This is a genomic window from Massilia sp. TWR1-2-2, assembly GCF_049897565.1.
GTDB lineage: Bacteria > Pseudomonadota > Gammaproteobacteria > Burkholderiales > Burkholderiaceae_D > JAFCUW01.
In genome coordinates, this window is record NZ_JAFCWM010000039.1 from 1 (window position 1) to 15,762 (window position 15,762).

The following is a 15,762-nucleotide window of genomic DNA, read 5'->3' on the forward strand; positions in this document are numbered from 1 at the left end:
CAAAGTTGGATTAGCGAACATCCGCAATCATTTCAGCCGAGACAACAACTCAATGAGGCGTTGCATGCGCTGGCATCCATGGTCATGAGGGTCGGAATATGAGGGGAAGGGTCAGGGTCAGACCCCGGACGCGATGCGGTAGTGGCCGGACCAGGTTTCGCCGGCCGGCAGCGTCAGCGGCTCGATCACCGCCGGCTCGATGCACACGAAGCGCTTGTAGTCCTCGTCTTCCAAGTCCGGCATCGCAGCCGCATTGGCGGCGCCCGGATTCCACACCACCGCATCGGTAAAGCCATCCTGTTCCAGCTGCAGCGTGCCGGCGCCGCTGTGCAGCAGGAGGCGGGGCGCGACGCCGACAAAGATCTCGTCGAGCGTGTCGCCAATGACCAGCGATCGATCGCCCAGGCCGTCGATGCGCACCGCCGCCACGTCGTCGACCAGGTGGTAGGTGTGCAGCGCGCTCGAAAACGAGAACGGCGACACATCGCAGTTTTTCACTTCCAGCGTCATCGCCAGGTCGGCGCCGCCGACCTCGACGCGCAAGCGCAGCGCGAAGTCATACGGCCAGGCCGCCGCGCGGTCGTCCGTCAGGTCGTGCGGCTCGAGCGCGAACACGGCAAATGCTCCGCCGGCGACGCTGCCGCTGTCGACCAGCGCCCAGTCGCTCACCCGCGCGAAGCCATGCCGCATGCCGGGTCCGCGCTCGTTAAACTGCGGGAAGATGGCCGGCACGCCGCCGCGGATGGCGCGGCTGCCGTCGAGCGCCGAGCTGGCGCTGCAGAACAGGCGCTGCTTGCCGTCGGCGCTTTTCCACGACACCAGGTGCGCGCCGAACAGCGTGACGATCGCTTCGGCGCCGTCGGCGGCAGTAATGCGCACGGCCGGCAGCTCGCCGAACGGGGCCAGGGTGATTGCGTCCATATGCGTATCCTCAGGTGGTGCGGCTCTTGGCCATCGGCGGATTTTGCGCGAAGTAGCGGCGGATGCCCTTGGTGATGGCGCTCGCGATCTGGTCCTGGTAGCCATTGTCCTTCAGGCGCGCCTCTTCCTCGGGGTTCGAGATGAACGCCGTCTCGATCAGGATCGACGGGATGTCCGGCGCCTTCAGCACCGCGAAGCCGGCCTGCTCGACCGCGCCCTTGTGCAGCCGCGCGATGCCGCCGATTTCGCCCAGCACCGCGCGGCCGAGCTTGAGGCTGTCGTTGATCTGGGCGGTGGTGGACAGGTCGAACAGCACGCTGGCGAGCTGCTTGCTGGTCGAGCCGAGGTTGATGCCGCCGATCGAATCGGCCAGGTTTTCCTTGTTGGCCAGCCAGCGCGCGGCGGTGGAGCTGGCGCCTTTTTCGGACAGCACGAACACCGACGAGCCGCGCGCGCTCGGCTCGACGAAGGCGTCAGCGTGCAGCGACACGAACAGGTCGGCCTGCACCTTGCGCGCCTTTTCGACCCGCACGCCGAGCGGCACGAAGTAGTCGCCGTCGCGCGTGAGCATCACGCGTACATTCGGCAGCTCCTCGAGCTTGAACTTGAGGCGCTTGGCAATCGCCAGCACGATGTCTTTTTCGCGCGAGCCCGAAGCGCCGATCGCGCCCGGGTCCTCGCCGCCGTGGCCAGGGTCGAGCGCGATGGTGATCAGGCGCGCCACCTTCGGCTGGCGCGGATCGGCTTTCGGTTCGGCCGCGCGGGCCAGCGCCGGCAGCTCTGGCTGGCCGATGGGAGCGGCGCCGTCGCGCAGCCATTCGCCTTTTTCGATCATCGCGGCGATCGGGTCGACCGGCGTGACCGGATACAGGTCGAAGATGAGACGGTGCTTGTATGCGCCGACTGGTTCCAGCGCGAATACCTGCGGCTTGATTTCTTCCTTCAGGTCGAACACCAGGCGCACAACGTTGGGACGGTTCTGGCCAACGCGCACCTGCTTGATGTACGGGTCGCCCGACTGGATCTTGGCCACCAGGCTTTTCAGTGTGGGATTGAGGTCGAGCCCTTCGATGTCGACCACCAGCCGGTGCGGATCGGGCACGACGAAGTGGGTCGCTTTCAGGTTGCTGTCGTTTTCCAGCGTGACGCGGGTGTAGTCGGCCGCCGGCCAGACCCGCACCGCCATGATCTGCGCGCCGCGCGCGAACGGCGACAGCACCGACAGCAGCAGCGTGCCGCCGGCCTTGAGCAGGGTGCGGCGCGTCAGGGGAATGGTCACAGGGGCGGTGCTGCGAAGGTAAGGCGGTCGAGGCATAGCGAACCCAGGTCGGACAACGCTTGCAATTCTACCTCACGGCCTTGGCCGGACACGTTCAGGAATACATTCAGGTCGGGCGGGGGTAACACCGGGGCACCCTTTTCCGGCCATTCGACGATGCAGATGTTGTCCTTGTTGAAATCCTCGCGGAAGCCGGCGTCGAGGAACTCCTCGGCACTGGACATGCGGTACAGGTCGAAGTGGATCACGTCGACGCCGCGTCCAGCGAGCGTGACCTGGTACGGCTCGGCCAGCGTGTAGGTCGGGCTCTTGACCTTGCCGGTGTGGCCGGCCGCATGCAGCAGCGCGCGCGTGAGCGCGGTCTTGCCGGCGCCCAGGTCGCCGTGCAGGTAGATCGTCAGGCCGGGCGCCAGCACCCGCGCCAGCGCGGCGCCAAGCTGCGCGGTCGCGTCTTCATCGCGGAGGTAGGCTTTAAAATGCTGCATCGAATAGAATGATAGGTTGATCGTTGACGGCGCCGCGCGCCTTCTCATTTTTCCGCCCCCGCATGCTGCCTGCCCGACCCGACCTGCCAGAACTAGCGCGCGCCATCAAGCAGTGGGGCGTCGAGCTCGGTTTTGCCGACCTGCGCATCACCGACGCCGACCTGGCGCACGCCGAGCCGGGCCTGCAGGCGTGGCTCGACGAAGGCCATCACGGCGAGATGGATTATATGGCAAGCCACGGCATGAAGCGCGCCCGCCCGAGCGAACTGGTGCCCGGCACGGTGCGCGTCATCAGCGCGCGCATGGATTACCTGCCGGCCGCCACGCCGCCCGACTGGCGCGAGCGCGAGACGGCGCGGCTGGCCGACCCCGGCGCGGCGGTGGTGTCGCTGTATGCGCGCGGACGCGATTATCACAAGGTGCTGCGCGCCCGGCTGCAGCAACTGGCCGCGCGCATCGAGGCGGCGGTGGGCCAGTTCGGCTACCGCGTATTTACCGATTCGGCGCCGGTGATGGAAATACCGCTGGCCGAAAAAGCGGGGCTCGGCTGGCGCGGCAAGCATACCTTGATGCTCAACCGCGAAGCCGGCTCGATGTTTTTTCTCGGCGAGATACTGGTCGACCTGCCGCTGCCGATCGACGCGCCGGCCAGCGCCCACTGCGGCCAGTGCAGCGCCTGCATCGACGTGTGCCCGACCGGCGCCATCATCGGCCCCGGCCGGCTCGATGCGCGCCGCTGCATCTCCTACCTGACGATCGAACTGAAAAGCAGCATCCCGGTCGCGCTGCGGCCGCTGATCGGCAACCGCATCTACGGCTGCGACGACTGCCAGACCATGTGCCCGTGGAACAAGTTTGCGCAGCGCGCGACGGTGCCCGATTTCGACCAGCGCAACGGCCTGGGCGAGGCGTCGCTGGTCGAGCTGTTCGGCTGGAGCGAGGAACAATTCGAGCGCCGCATGGAGGGCAGTCCGATCCGCCGCATCGGCCACGAACGCTGGCTGCGCAACCTGGCCGTGGGGCTGGGCAACGCGGCCGACAGCATCAAGGGCGATCCGGCGATCGTTGCCGCATTGCAGGCGCGCGCGCAGCACCCGTCGGCAATGGTGCGCGAGCACGTCGAATGGGCGCTGGCGCGGCATCGGTAACTCCGGCGCCGACGGATGTTTCAGATTCGACTCAAATGCGCTTCAGGCGCAGCGCCGACCAGTCGCCATCGATCGAGATGATCGCGACCGCGGTGATGCCGTGCTGCTGAGCACTCGCGTTGATCGTGTCGCGGTTGATGTCGGTCGCCTTCGACGCGCTCTGCTTTAAGTAGGCAATCCACAGCGACCCTTTTTCGCCGAGCCGCTCGTGCGCCACCGGCAGGTACTGGTCCAGCTCCCTCTGGTTCAGCGCAAACATCAGCACGACGTCGGCCGGGCCGCTGCCGCTGTCGACCAGTTCGGCCGGCAACTGCGACACCACGCCCGGATGCGCGGCGCCATTGAGCACCGCGATCGACTTCGCATTTTTCAAGAACATCTTGTCTGCAACGGTTTTTTCGCTCATCGGTATTTCCTCTGCTCGATGCCTGCTTCGACAGTTCATTCTACCGCTAACGCCGGGTTCGTCGAGCGCGGCTCCGTGCAATACCCTTGGTATCGTCTGCCGGTGCTTTTGATGAATCCGTCGCTATTCACCAAGTCAATATGAAAGAATTAACACCAGATAGATCATGCATTCGTCAGGAGGCAGCATGTCGTACCCAGTTCGATTCGTTTTCGCCGCCATGGTTCTGAGCGGCGCGGCGGCCGCGCAGGCGCAGGACGCAAGGTCCGACCCGCTGCGCCCGCTGCTGGCTTGTCCGTACGCAAACGGTCTGACGGCCCCCGGCATCGACCGCTGGCCAGGCAGCATGACGGCGCGCGTGGTGCAGACATCGACCGGGCCGATGCAGGTGTCGGTGGCCGACGGCTACCGCATGATGCTGGCGTTTCCCGACACGGCGCCGTTCGTCAACCTGAAGCTGGAGCGCTCGCAGCCGGGCAAGCTGGCGGCCGACCGCACCGCCATCCTGGCGCAGATGACTTCGTTCGCGGCAACGCCTGGCACGAAGGCGGCGCCATTCAAGGTGATCGAGCGGCACGGCGTGGAAATCATGGCGCTGAACAATCCGACGTTGCAAGGTGGCGGCGTCATCAGCATCTACACCTTGATCTCTGAAAAGAACAACGTCATCGCCACGGCCTACTTGCTGGATCAGAAACCGGCGCAGCGCAAGTTTCAGACATACGAGCAATACCAGGCCATCCGCGACGAGTTCATCTACTCGCTGGCGCTGTGCATGGCGGAGGCTTAGCATCGATACCGGCAAGGCCTTCGAGCGCAGCTGGTTCGCCCTCGCGGTAGCGGTGCTAGTACACGTGGTGTTGCTCAACAGCCTGCTGCGTCAACCGCGCCAGGCGCGGGCGCACACGTTCCGCAGCACGATGTTGTGGATGAATATCGTGCCGGCGCCGCCGGAGCCGAGGCTGTTGCCGCCGGCGCCGCCGCGTAAGGTCGTCAAGGAGCGACCCGCAACCGCGGTGGAGCCGGCACCAGCGCCGGTCCGCGCAGCCGTGCCGGCGACGGTTCCCATTACACCCGCGGCCGATGCGTTCGCCGAAACAGCACCGGCGCCGATCGGCGCGGAGCAAATCATGACGTATGCCAAGCGCGACCTGGCCACGATCGACAGGCAATTGCGCGGCGAAGCTGGCAAGCCGGGCGGCAAGACTGCCCTCGGCCTGGCCGGCGACAGCCGGCAGCAGCGGCTGGCGAACGGCTTCGAGCAGGCGCACGACATGGCGCCCAACAAGTGGTACCAGGCGGCCAAGATCGAGGACATCACGCCGCCTGGCGACGATGCGCGCAAAATCTATCGGATCACCGGCCTGGCCGGCACGTATTGCGTTCGCTATCCGGACAAGAACCGGATCGGCGCGCAGACCGGGGCGGCCAATTTCGGCGAACCGCTGATCGGCGCCTGCCCGACGATGTTTTAGCCGGCCAGGCGGTGGTAGCGGTATTCCTGCGTCAGCCCGCCATAACCGTAGGCGCTCGCGCGCACGTCCTCGACATAGATGAAGCTGGTGTCGTGCAGGTTGCCGAGGATGCGCGCGAAGCCGTCGAAGGCTTCCTTGATGAACTGCGCCTTTTCCGCCTTGGTATTGGTTTCGTCGGTGATCTTGGTGTCGAAGCAGAAGCCGTTCTTGCCCTGTTCGCTGAGCGAACTGCCGCCGACGATCCAGCAGTCGTGTTCGAGATAGTCGATCGTGATGGCGGTGACGTGGCGGTCCTTCTTCAGGATGCGGCCGCCCAGTTCAAGCAGCAACTCGCTGATCTGGCGGGTCATTTCGGCTGACTTGGTGGCGCTGACTTTAACGTTGATGATGGGCATTTCGTCTTCCTTTTTGGTTAGCTATGCAACTACTTTGGTAAAAAAATGTCAGCCCAGGGTGGCGCGGGTGTGTTTGACGCTGCTGACGGTGTCGTCGAAATGGCCCGGTCCGAGCGCAATTTTCAGGCGTTTTGTGACGACCGCGCTGGCCGCGTTCAGCGCGGTCTTGAGCTCGACTGCGGCGGCGGTAGGATGGATGGCCAATTCGCGGCCATCGGTTTCAGTGTGGCGGCGTTCGACCAGGGCGAGTTTTTGCAGGCCGTCGAGGGTGCGCGTGGCGGTTGGGCGCGCGATCGCCAGTTCCTTTGCCAGCTCGCTTTGCAGCAGGGCCGGCTTTTCCAGCACGACGCGCAGCATGAAGGCCTGCGACGGCGTCAGGCCGAACGGCTTGAATGCGCTCGTCCACTCGCGCTCGAGCAGGCGGGCGAGGGCGGTGGTGTTGAAATATAGGCAGTGATCGAACATGCATGCACCTTACCCTGTATTAGTTCGCTATGCAACTACTTTCGGGTTGGTGCCGACGGGCTTACTTCAGCAGTCCCGCCAGCTCCACCGCCGTCTTCACCCGCATCTTGTCGAGGATGTGCGCGCGGTGCACTTCCACCGTGCGCATGCTGATGCCCAGCTTGTCGGCGACGACCTTGTTCATCTTGCCGGCCAGGATCAGGTCGAGCACTTCGCGTTCGCGCGCCGACAGCGTGGCCAGGCGCTCGCGCACCGCCGCGCCCGCGCCGGCCGCGCGCGACTGCGCCAGCGCTTCCTGCACCCGGTCCATCAGCTGGTTGTCGTTGAAGGGCTTTTCGAAAAAGTCGAAGGCGCCGCGCTTGAGCATGTCGACCGCCAACGGCACGTCGCCATGGCCGGTGAGGAAAATGACCGGCATCTGGCCGGTCAGGCCGCGCCCGCTCAACTGCTCGAACACCGCCACGCCATTCAAGTCCGGCATGCGCACATCGAGCAACACGCAGTCGCCGTCGGCATCGAAGGCAGCGCCGGCCTGTTGCAGGAAGGCCTGCGCGGTGGCGTAGCCGAAGGCATTGATGCGGCGCGACTGGGCCAGCCACGCGAGCGAGTCACGGATGACGTCCTCATCGTCGACGATATGCAGCATTGATGTCTCCGTATTTGTTGGTCCGATGGCCGCAGTCTATCTCAGGTCGGCGACGCCTGGCTCGGCAACGCAAACCGGAACACGGTGCCGCCGCCGGGATTGTCGCCATGGCTGAGGGTGCCGCCGTGGAATTCGATGGCGGTGCGGCAAATCGACAGTCCCATGCCCATGCCTTCGGCCTTGGTCGAGAAGAACGGCGAGAACAGCCGCTCGGCCACCGCCGGCGCGATGCCGTGGCCCTGGTCGATCACCGACACCGTGACCCGGCCGGCTTCGTGCATGGCGGCAATGCGCAGCACGCGCCGCTCGGGCGCCACGTCCTGCATCGCCTCGATGGCGTTGCGCGTCAGGTTCAGCAGCACTTGCTCGAGCATCATGCGGTCGGCGCTGACGGCCGGCAGCTGTTTTGAGATGCTGGTCTGGATGGCGACGAAATACTTGCTCGCCTGCAGTTCGATCAGCGTGCGGATGCCGTCGACCAGGTGGCCGATGTCGAGCAGCTGGCGCTGCGGCTCGCGCTTTTTGACGAACTCGTGCACGCTGCGGATGATCTGGCCGGCGCGCCGCGCCTGCTCGCTGGCCTGTTCCAGCGCCGGCTTCAGGATCGCCGGATCGAGCGCGGTGCCGCTGTCGGCCGCGCGCCCCAGCATGTTCAGCGCGCCCGTGGTGTAGCTGGAAATGGCCGCCAGCGGCTGGTTCAGTTCGTGCGCCAGCATCGACGAGATCTCGCCCATCGTCGCCAGGCGGGCCGACGCGTGCAGCTTTTCCTGTTGCTGGCGCGCCAGTTCCTCGGCATTCTTGCGGTCCGAAATGTCGAGGATCGAGCCCATCCAGCCGGTCTGGCGGCCTTCGCTGTCGACCAGCGGCGCCTCGAAGATGAGCACCGGCACGCGGGCGCCGTCGGAACGCTGGAAAATGGTCTCGAACTGCGGGATGGCGGTGCCGGCCAACACCGACGCGAAGCGCTGCTGGTAGTCGGCCATCGCTTCGGGCGCCCAGTACGCCATCGGCGGCGCCTTGCCGACCAGCTCTTCCGGCGGGAACCCGACGATCTGGCAGAACGCCGGATTGACGTAGGTGACGCGCCCTTCCAGGTCGCGCGCGCGCAGGCCCGTGACGAGCGAATCCTCCATCGCGGTGCGAAATGCCATCTGCTGGCGCAGCGCGCCTTCGGCCGCCAGCCGGCGCCGGATGTGGCGCCACAGCGCGCCGAGGCTGACCAGCAGGCCAAGCGCGAGCGCGATGACCGAGCCGACCAGCAGGTTCGGCAGCAGTCGCGGCGCGCCCTTGACGCTGTCGGTGACCAGCACCATCGTCGCGCCCGGCAAGTCGAGCAGGCGCTTGTGGGTGTACACGCCGCGGCCCGGACCGGCGGCGGCGCGGGTGGCCAGAGGTCGGTCGTCGCGGTCGATCAGCGAGATCGCGTTGTCCTGGGCGAACCACCATGGCACGGTGTCGTCGAGCAGCGTCTTGAGGTCGTAGGTGACGGCCAGGTTGCCGGTGTAGGCGCCGGCGGCAAACAGCGGCAGGTGATAGTCGACCAGCGCCGGCTCGTCCGGCGCGGTCAGGTACGGTTCGCTGTAGCGGGCCACGCGGGTGGCGCGCGCCAGTTCCCACGCCTCGCTCGACGCGGCCGCCATCGTGCCGCCCGGCAGTTCGGCGCCGCCGGTCTGCAGCGGCTTGCCGGCCGCATCGAGCCAGCGAACGCGGCGCAGCTCGCGCCCGTTGTTGAGCAGCTGGGCGATGCGCGCCCGCACCGCGCCGGCCGGCGGGTTGCTGGCCAGCTCGTGGCCGAGGGCGACGATGGCTTCCTCGCTGCGGTTCAGTTCGAAGCGGAGCGCCTGCTCGACCCACAGCGTGTCGGCGATCAGTTTTTCCTGCCGCTCGTTGCTCTCCATTTCGCGCGCCTGCCACGGCAGCCACACCAGCACGGCGAGAAACAGCAGCACCAGCATCGCCGGCAGCAGGAAGCGCAGGGACCCTCCCGGCAGGTGCGGCGCGAATTTCGTGAACGGAATTTTCATGGCATACATTGTTGCTGATGGGGAGGAAGTGCTATTGTGGCTTTCCACAATAGCCTTGCCCGATGCAGCCGCTCAGACTTGGAGATCGTGCGAATAATAATAGTAACCTCATAATCGCGGAGACCGGCATGCAGTTCAAGAAACTTGCCGCGGCGCTGGCTGCCGCGGTCAGCGTCAGCGCATTCGCGCAGGCGCCCATCGTCATCAAATTTTCCCACGTGGTGGCGACCGACACGCCGAAGGGCCAGGCGGCCCAGCGCTTCAAGGAGCTGGCCGAAAAATCGACGCGCGGCCGGGTCCGGGTGGAACTGTACCCGAACAGCCAGCTCTATAAAGACAAGGAAGAACTCGAAGCATTGCAGCTGGGCGCGGTGCAGATGCTGGCGCCGTCGGTGGCCAAGTTCGGCCCGCTCGGCGTGAAGGAATTCGAGGTGTTCGACCTGCCGTACATCTTCCCGACCAAGGCGGCGCTGTACGCCGTGACGGAAGGGCCGATTGGCCGGAGCATCCTGCAAAAGCTCGAGCCGAAGGGCATCACCGGCCTGGCCTACTGGGACAATGGCTTCAAGGTGATGTCGGCCAACAAACCGCTGCGCATGCCGGCCGACTTCAAGGGCCTGAAGATGCGCATCCAGCAGTCGCGCGTGCTCGACGCGCAGATGCGGGCGCTGGGCGCCTACCCGCAGGCGCTGGCGTTCTCGGAAGTGCACCGCGCGCTGGCCGCCGGCGTGGTCGACGGCACCGAGAATCCACCGTCGAACATCTACACCCAGAAAATGCACGAGGTCCAAAAGCACATCACCATGTCGCATCACGGCTACCTGGGCTACGCCGTCATCGTCAACAAGAAGTTCTGGGACGGCTTGCCGGCCGACGTGCGCGCCAGTCTCGAGCAGGCGATGATGGCGGCCACCAGCTACGAAAAAACCATCGCCCAACGCGACAACGACGCCGCCATGGAAGCGATCAAAAAGACCGGCAAGACGGAAATCCACGAACTGACCGCTGCCGAACAGGCGGCCTGGCGCAAGGCGCTGCTGCCGGTGCACAAGGAAATGGAAAGCCGCATCGGCAAGGAATTGATCGAGACGATCGTCAAGGCAGCGGCCAAGTGAGGCCGCTTGACCTGGGTCAACTGGTGCTATGGAATGCACCGGCGGTGGGCTTGTCAAACGGTCTCGTTGGGGTGATTGGCTCGCCTAGCACAAATTGCCAGGTAGATGTTTACTGATGAAATTAATTCAAGGATCGTGCTAAAAAAACCACGCCGCAGAAATTTAAATACGTTATGATTGGCACCTTTCCCGGGCACCACGATGGTGCGTCGGTGAGCAAAACGGATTTCAGGTTTGGGGAGTAGTGATAAGAGCACGGTAGTCCATACCGGGAAATATCGAGGAGACACACGTTTTACAGAATGTCGTTGGCTCGACCAAACGACCGGAGACGTGAACTGACTTGGAGCGCACCCTAGGGTGCGCTTTTTTTATGCCCGTAGCCCGCGGTTTCCCTACTCAAGGCTGCATTGTCTTGTTGTGCGCATCGGCTTACACTGCTGCCATGAAATCCCTTTCTCCGGCCCAGCAGGGCAGCGACATTTTCAGCGCCATCGTGGCCGCCCCGTTCGGCGCGATCGGCATCCGCACCGAAGCGGGGCAACTGCGCGAACTGGTCTACCTGCCGCCCCATTTTAGTGAAAAGGATGCGACCGACGCGCTCGCCGACCAGGCCGGCGAACAGGTGGCGCGCTACGTCGCCGATGCCGATTTCAAGTTCAGCCTGCCGCTGGCCGAGGTCGGCAGCGCGTACCAGCACAAGGTGTGGGACGCGATCGCCAGCATCCCGCGCGGCAGCGTGCGTACATACGGCCAGGTGGCCAAGCACATCGGATCGGCGCCGCGCGCGGTCGGCCAGGCCTGCGGCGCCAACTGGTTCCCCCTGATCATCCCGTGCCACCGCGTCACCGCCGCCGGCGGACTGGGCGGCTTTTCCAACCGGGACGACGAGAACGGATTCCACCTCAGCGTCAAGCGCTGGCTGCTGAAACACGAAGGCGCGGCGATGGCCGGCACGCCGTGGCAGCAGCAGGCCATCTGGGCGTGAGCAGACTGCCTGCCGACACCGCCCAGCCGTCGCCGGCCAACCTGGCGCTGATCGATGAATTCTGCGACAACCTGTGGCTCGAACAAGGGCTGGCGAAAAATTCGCTCGACGCCTACCGGCGCGACCTGCGCCTGTTCGCGCGCTGGCTGCAGGTGCGCCGGCCCGACTGCGCCACCTTGCACCAAGTGCAGGCGCACGATTTGTCGGCCTATTTTGCCGAGCGCCACGCCGAGTCGAAGCCGAGTTCGGCCAACCGCCGCCTGTCGGTGCTCAAGCGCTTCTATCAGCTGGCGCTGCGGCAGAAGCACGTGGCGGCCGATCCGTGCCTGAAGATGGCGTCGGCGAAGCAGCCGGACCGCTTCGTCCATACGCTCACCGAGCAGCAGGTCGAGGCCCTGCTCGGCGCGCCCGACGTCGCCACGCCGCTGGGCCTGCGCGAGCGCACCATGCTCGAGCTGATGTATGCAAGCGGGCTGCGCGTGTCCGAGCTGGTCGGCCTGAAGCTGGTGGAACTGAGCATGAACGAAGGCGTGCTGCGGGTGACCGGCAAGGGCAGCAAGACGCGCCTGGTGCCGTTCGGCCACGAGGCGCGCAAGTGGATCGAGCGCTATTTGAAGGAGGCGCGCGGCGTGATCCTCGACGGCCAGGTCGACGACGCGCTGTTCGTCACCGCGCGCGGCGGGGCGATGACGCGGCAGATGTTCTGGATCCTGATCAAGAAGCATGCGGCGAAGGCGGGTGTGAGCGGGCCGCTGTCGCCGCACACCTTGCGGCACGCGTTTGCCACCCATTTGCTCAACCATGGCGCCGACCTGCGCGTGGTGCAGTTATTGCTTGGGCACGCCGATATTTCGACGACCCAGATCTACACGCACGTTGCGCGCGAGCGTCTGAAGCGGCTTCATGCCGAGCATCACCCGCGTGGTTAAATCAAATGCACTTGGCATAATGCGTCATAATGTGATTACGGCATTCCTTTCTATCGCGACATTTCAAGAGGTGATTCATGGCTAAAACAAATTTCTCATACGAAAAGCGGCAACGCGAATTAGAGAAGAAGAAAAAAGCGGAGGAGAAAGCCAAGCGCAAAGCCGAAGCGAAGAGCAATCCGGGCGAGGGTGGCGAGACGGCCGAGCCGGACGAAGACGACGGCGAGGAAGCCGCCGCGCCGGCGACGCAGAACCCGGCTTGATCGCTACGTCCAGCGGTCTTTAACACTAACGGTAAGTAAAAAAGCGCGGCCGTTCTGGCCGCGCCTCGCTTTCAATCACTGCCAGGCCGCTTTACGCCACTTCCGCCAGGCCTTTGCCTTGGCCTTCGGCCGCCGGCGCGTCGTCGGCGTGCTCGCCGCGCTTGAACCAGCGCACCGCGCGCTTGCCCAGGTTGTCGAGGTAGGTGTAGGCCACCGGCACCACCACCAGCGTCAGCAAGGTCGACGTGATCACCCCGCCGATCACCGCCCGACCCATCGGCGCCTGCTGCTCGCCGCCGTCGCCCATGCCGATCGCCATCGGCAGCATGCCGAAGATCATCGCCAACGTCGTCATCAGGATCGGCCGCAGCCGCACCTGGCCGGCGTCGAGAATGGCCGCGTATTGGCCCTTGCCTTCGCGCTGGCCGTGGTTGGTGAAGTCGACCAGCAAGATCGCGTTCTTCGTCACCAGACCCATCAGCATGACGATGCCGATCACCGAGAAGATGTTCAGCGTGCTGCCGGTCACCAGCAGCGCGATCAGCACGCCGATCATCGACAGCGGCAGCGACACCATGATCGCCACCGGCTGCAGGAAGCTGCCGAACTGCGACGCCAGCACCAGGTAGATGAAGACGATTGCGATGACGATCGCGGCGATGAAGCCCGACATCGTCTCGGCCATCCGCTCGGCCTCGCCGCCGACGTCGAAGCGCACGCCGTCCGGCAACGCGATGCTCTTGATCGCCTTTTGCACGTCGCCGTTGACGTCGCCGTTCGGGCGCCCTTCGATGCCGGCGTAGATCGCCACCCGGCGCTCGAGCGCCTGGCGCTTGAGTACCTGCGGGCTGGTCGACGGCACGAATTCGACGATCTGGCGCAGCGGCACCATCACCGGATTGCCGGCGGCGTCGCGCTTGCTGGAGGCAACCGACAGGTCGGCCAGGTCGGCCACCTTCTGGCGGCCGGACTTCGGCAGCTGCACGTTGACGTCATAGTTCTGGCCGTCCGGCGCCAGCCAGCGGCTGATCTGGTCGCCGGCGACGAACGGCCGCAGCGCGGCGCCGATCTGCTGCACCGACAGCCCCAGGTCGCTGGCCAGCTCGTGGTTGATCTTGACGATGGTGGCCGGATTGGCGCCTTCCTGGCTGTACTCGATGTCGGCGACGCCCTTGATGGTGCGCATCTTGTCCATCAGCTTGTGCGCCACCGCGTCGAGCTTCGATTCGTCCTGGCCGAGAATGGCGATGAAGATCGGCCGGTTACCGACCGACATCGTGATGCCGGCGATCGACGCCAGACGGGCGCGGATCACTTCTTCCAGCGCGTGCTGCGAGCGGCGCTTGACCTTGGTGACGTCCGTCAGCTTCAGGTTGATCTGCGCCGTGTTGCGGCCGTCGTAGGTGCCGACCGTGGTCGAGACGCTGTCGATTTCCTTGTACTCCTTGAGCACCGTTTCAACCTGCTTGACCTTGACGTCGGTGTACTCGAGGCTCGAGCCAACCGGGGTCTTGAAGCGCAGCTGCACGTAGCCGTTGTCGGTCTGCGGGAACATCTCGCCGCCGACCAGCGGCATCAGGGCCAGGCTGCCGATAAACAGCAGCAGCGCCAGCAGCAGGGTCGACTTGCGCCAGTTCAGCGCCAGCGCCAGCGTCTTGCCGTACCAGACGTGCAGGCGGTCGATGCCGTGCTCGATGCGCTCCATCATGCGGCCCAGCATTGGGACGTACTTGAAGCGGTCCTTGACCGGATCGGGCCACACGGACGACAGCATCGGGTCGAGCGTGAAGCTGACGAACAGCGACACCAGCACCGCCACCGCGACGGTGATGCCGAACTGCAGGAAGAAGCGGCCGATGATGCCTTGCATGAAGGCGATCGGCACGAACACGGCGACGATCGCGAAGGTCGTCGCCATCACGGCCAGGCCGATCTCGTTGGTGCCGTCGTAGGCTGCCTGCAAGTGCTTCTTGCCCATGCCGAGGTGGCGCACGATGTTTTCGCGCACGACGATGGCGTCGTCGATCAACAGGCCGATGCACAGCGACAGCGCCATCAGGGTCAGGAAGTTGAGCGTAAAGCCGAACACCTTCATCGCGATGAAGCTTGCCAGCACCGAGATCGGCAACGTCAATCCGGTGATGATGGTGCTGCGCCACGAATGCAGGAACAGGAACACGATCAGCATCGTCAGCAGGGCGCCTTCGATGATGGTCTTCTTGACGTTGTCGAGCTGGCTCTGCACGCGCTCGGCCTGGTCTTCCATCGTCTTGATGTTGACCGCGGTGCCGAACTGCTTCTGCAAATCTCCGACCACCTTCTTGATGGCGGCGCCCACTTCGACGACGTTGGCGCCTTGCACCTTGGTCACTTCCAGCGAGATGGCGCGCTGGCCGTTCATGCGCGAGATCGACGTTTCTTCCTGTTCGCCGTCGACCACCGTGGCGACCTGGTCGAGGTAGACCGGGCCACTGGCGCGCCGGGCGACGATGATGCGGTTGAAGTCGCGCGCCAGCTTCATCTTGCTTTCGATGCGCACCAGGCGCTCGCTGGCGCCGAAGCTGATGTTACCGGCCGGCATATTGGCGTTGGTCGCCTGGATCGCGCGCAGCACTTCGTCGACGCCGATGTTCTGGCTTTGCAGCTGCTCGGGCTTGACGCTGACGAGGATCTGGCGGTTGGTCTTGCCGTTGATGCGCACCTGGCCGACGCCGGCCACGCCCTGCAGCCGCTTGACGATGACCTGCTCGGTCAGGGTCGACAGTTCGCGCACGCTGCGCGTGTCGGACGTGAGCATCAGCTCGTAGATCGGCTGCGAGTTGTCGCCCTCGGCGCGCACGATGAACGGCTCCTTGGCTTCCTTCGGAAAGCCCGGGCGCACGCGGCCGATATTGTCGCGCACCTCCTGCATCGCCTTGTCCATGTTGGTCGACAGGTGAAATTCGAGCGACACGCCGGCGCGGCCTTCCCACGAATTGCTGCGGATCGACTTGATGCCGCTGACGGTGTTGATCGCGTCTTCCAATGGGCGCGTGATGTCGTTTTCCACTTGCGCGGGCGAAGCGCCCGGATACTGCACCTCGACCCAGGCGAACGGAATCTCGACGTTCGGCATGCTTTCCAGGCCCAGGCTGCGGTACGAGAACAGGCCGAGCACCATCAGTCCCACCATCACCATGGTGGCAAACACCGGGTTCTGGATACTTGTCTTAGTGATCCACAT

General features: G+C 64.9%; 16 protein-coding genes. 7 read left to right on the forward strand and 9 right to left on the reverse strand.

Annotated features, from left to right (window positions below):
• Nucleotides 1-117 precede the first annotated feature (117 nt).
• Genes ACP7DD_RS23635 through tsaE form a run of 3 tightly spaced genes read right to left on the reverse strand, consistent with a single transcriptional unit; the run spans nucleotide 118 to nucleotide 2,685 of the window.
• Nucleotides 118-921 carry a D-hexose-6-phosphate mutarotase gene (locus tag ACP7DD_RS23635; RefSeq protein WP_426177454.1) on the reverse strand — a complete coding sequence of 268 codons (804 nt, stop codon included), beginning with the start codon at nucleotides 919-921 and terminating at the stop codon, nucleotides 118-120.
• A gap of 10 nt (nucleotides 922-931) precedes the next feature.
• A complete protein-coding gene (locus ACP7DD_RS23640) occupies nucleotides 932-2,236 on the reverse strand; it encodes an N-acetylmuramoyl-L-alanine amidase (protein ID WP_426177456.1) in 1,305 nt (434 codons plus the stop codon).
• Complete coding sequence (gene tsaE, locus ACP7DD_RS23645; protein WP_426177458.1) at nucleotides 2,197-2,685, reverse strand: tRNA (adenosine(37)-N6)-threonylcarbamoyltransferase complex ATPase subunit type 1 TsaE; 489 nt, start codon at nucleotides 2,683-2,685, stop codon at nucleotides 2,197-2,199. The genes ACP7DD_RS23640 and tsaE overlap by 40 nt, the downstream gene beginning before the upstream one ends.
• Before the next feature lie 62 nt (nucleotides 2,686-2,747).
• Here tsaE and queG point away from each other — a divergent pair, with 62 nt between their 5' ends.
• Nucleotides 2,748-3,833, forward strand: a complete 1,086-nt coding sequence (queG, locus tag ACP7DD_RS23650; protein ID WP_426177460.1) for a tRNA epoxyqueuosine(34) reductase QueG — start codon at nucleotides 2,748-2,750, stop codon at nucleotides 3,831-3,833.
• Between the two features lie 31 nt (nucleotides 3,834-3,864).
• Here the strand turns inward: queG and ACP7DD_RS23655 are convergent, their stop codons facing one another.
• The gene (locus ACP7DD_RS23655) at nucleotides 3,865-4,239 is read right to left on the reverse strand and encodes a DUF3052 family protein (RefSeq protein ID WP_426177462.1); all 375 of its coding nucleotides are present in this window, start codon (nucleotides 4,237-4,239) and stop codon (nucleotides 3,865-3,867) included.
• Between the two features lie 187 nt (nucleotides 4,240-4,426).
• Here ACP7DD_RS23655 and ACP7DD_RS23660 point away from each other — a divergent pair, with 187 nt between their 5' ends.
• Nucleotides 4,427-5,029 carry a hypothetical protein gene (locus ACP7DD_RS23660; RefSeq protein WP_426177464.1) on the forward strand — a complete coding sequence of 201 codons (603 nt, stop codon included), beginning with the start codon at nucleotides 4,427-4,429 and terminating at the stop codon, nucleotides 5,027-5,029.
• A gap of 52 nt (nucleotides 5,030-5,081) precedes the next feature.
• Entirely contained in the window at nucleotides 5,082-5,714 is a 633-nt protein-coding gene (locus ACP7DD_RS23665) for a hypothetical protein (RefSeq protein ID WP_426177466.1), read from the forward strand.
• Here the strand turns inward: ACP7DD_RS23665 and ACP7DD_RS23670 are convergent.
• The 4 genes from ACP7DD_RS23670 to ACP7DD_RS23685 all read right to left on the reverse strand — a co-directional run bounded on the left by ACP7DD_RS23670 (nucleotide 5,711) and on the right by ACP7DD_RS23685 (nucleotide 9,244).
• Nucleotides 5,711-6,109 (reverse strand): tautomerase family protein, encoded by a 399-nt coding sequence (locus tag ACP7DD_RS23670; RefSeq protein ID WP_426177468.1) that lies wholly within the window; start codon nucleotides 6,107-6,109, stop codon nucleotides 5,711-5,713. The two genes, ACP7DD_RS23665 and ACP7DD_RS23670, sit on opposite strands and share 4 nt — an antisense overlap.
• 48 nt (nucleotides 6,110-6,157) lie before the next feature.
• Complete coding sequence (locus ACP7DD_RS23675; RefSeq protein WP_426177470.1) at nucleotides 6,158-6,574, reverse strand: MarR family winged helix-turn-helix transcriptional regulator; 417 nt, start codon at nucleotides 6,572-6,574, stop codon at nucleotides 6,158-6,160.
• A 61-nt stretch (nucleotides 6,575-6,635) separates the two neighbouring features.
• The gene (locus ACP7DD_RS23680) at nucleotides 6,636-7,220 is read right to left on the reverse strand and encodes a response regulator transcription factor (RefSeq protein WP_426177472.1); all 585 of its coding nucleotides are present in this window, start codon (nucleotides 7,218-7,220) and stop codon (nucleotides 6,636-6,638) included.
• 41 nt (nucleotides 7,221-7,261) lie between these two features.
• The gene (locus tag ACP7DD_RS23685; RefSeq protein WP_426177474.1) at nucleotides 7,262-9,244 is read right to left on the reverse strand and encodes a sensor histidine kinase; all 1,983 of its coding nucleotides are present in this window, start codon (nucleotides 9,242-9,244) and stop codon (nucleotides 7,262-7,264) included.
• A gap of 128 nt (nucleotides 9,245-9,372) precedes the next feature.
• Here ACP7DD_RS23685 and ACP7DD_RS23690 point away from each other — a divergent pair, with 128 nt between their 5' ends.
• The 4 genes from ACP7DD_RS23690 (at nucleotide 9,373) to ACP7DD_RS23705 (ending at nucleotide 12,539) form a co-directional block, all read left to right on the forward strand.
• Nucleotides 9,373-10,359, forward strand: a complete 987-nt coding sequence (locus tag ACP7DD_RS23690; RefSeq protein WP_426177476.1) for a TRAP transporter substrate-binding protein — start codon at nucleotides 9,373-9,375, stop codon at nucleotides 10,357-10,359.
• Nucleotides 10,360-10,804: 445 nt separating this feature from the next.
• Nucleotides 10,805-11,347 carry a methylated-DNA--[protein]-cysteine S-methyltransferase gene (locus ACP7DD_RS23695; protein WP_426177478.1) on the forward strand — a complete coding sequence of 181 codons (543 nt, stop codon included), beginning with the start codon at nucleotides 10,805-10,807 and terminating at the stop codon, nucleotides 11,345-11,347.
• A complete protein-coding gene (xerD, locus tag ACP7DD_RS23700; RefSeq protein WP_426177503.1) occupies nucleotides 11,257-12,276 on the forward strand; it encodes a site-specific tyrosine recombinase XerD in 1,020 nt (339 codons plus the stop codon). Before ACP7DD_RS23695 ends, xerD begins: the two co-directional genes overlap by 91 nt.
• 77 nt (nucleotides 12,277-12,353) lie before the next feature.
• Entirely contained in the window at nucleotides 12,354-12,539 is a 186-nt protein-coding gene (locus ACP7DD_RS23705; protein ID WP_426177480.1) for a hypothetical protein, read from the forward strand.
• 91 nt (nucleotides 12,540-12,630) lie between these two features.
• Here the strand turns inward: ACP7DD_RS23705 and ACP7DD_RS23710 are convergent, their stop codons facing one another.
• Nucleotides 12,631-15,762 (reverse strand): efflux RND transporter permease subunit, encoded by a 3,132-nt coding sequence (locus tag ACP7DD_RS23710; protein WP_426177482.1) that lies wholly within the window; start codon nucleotides 15,760-15,762, stop codon nucleotides 12,631-12,633.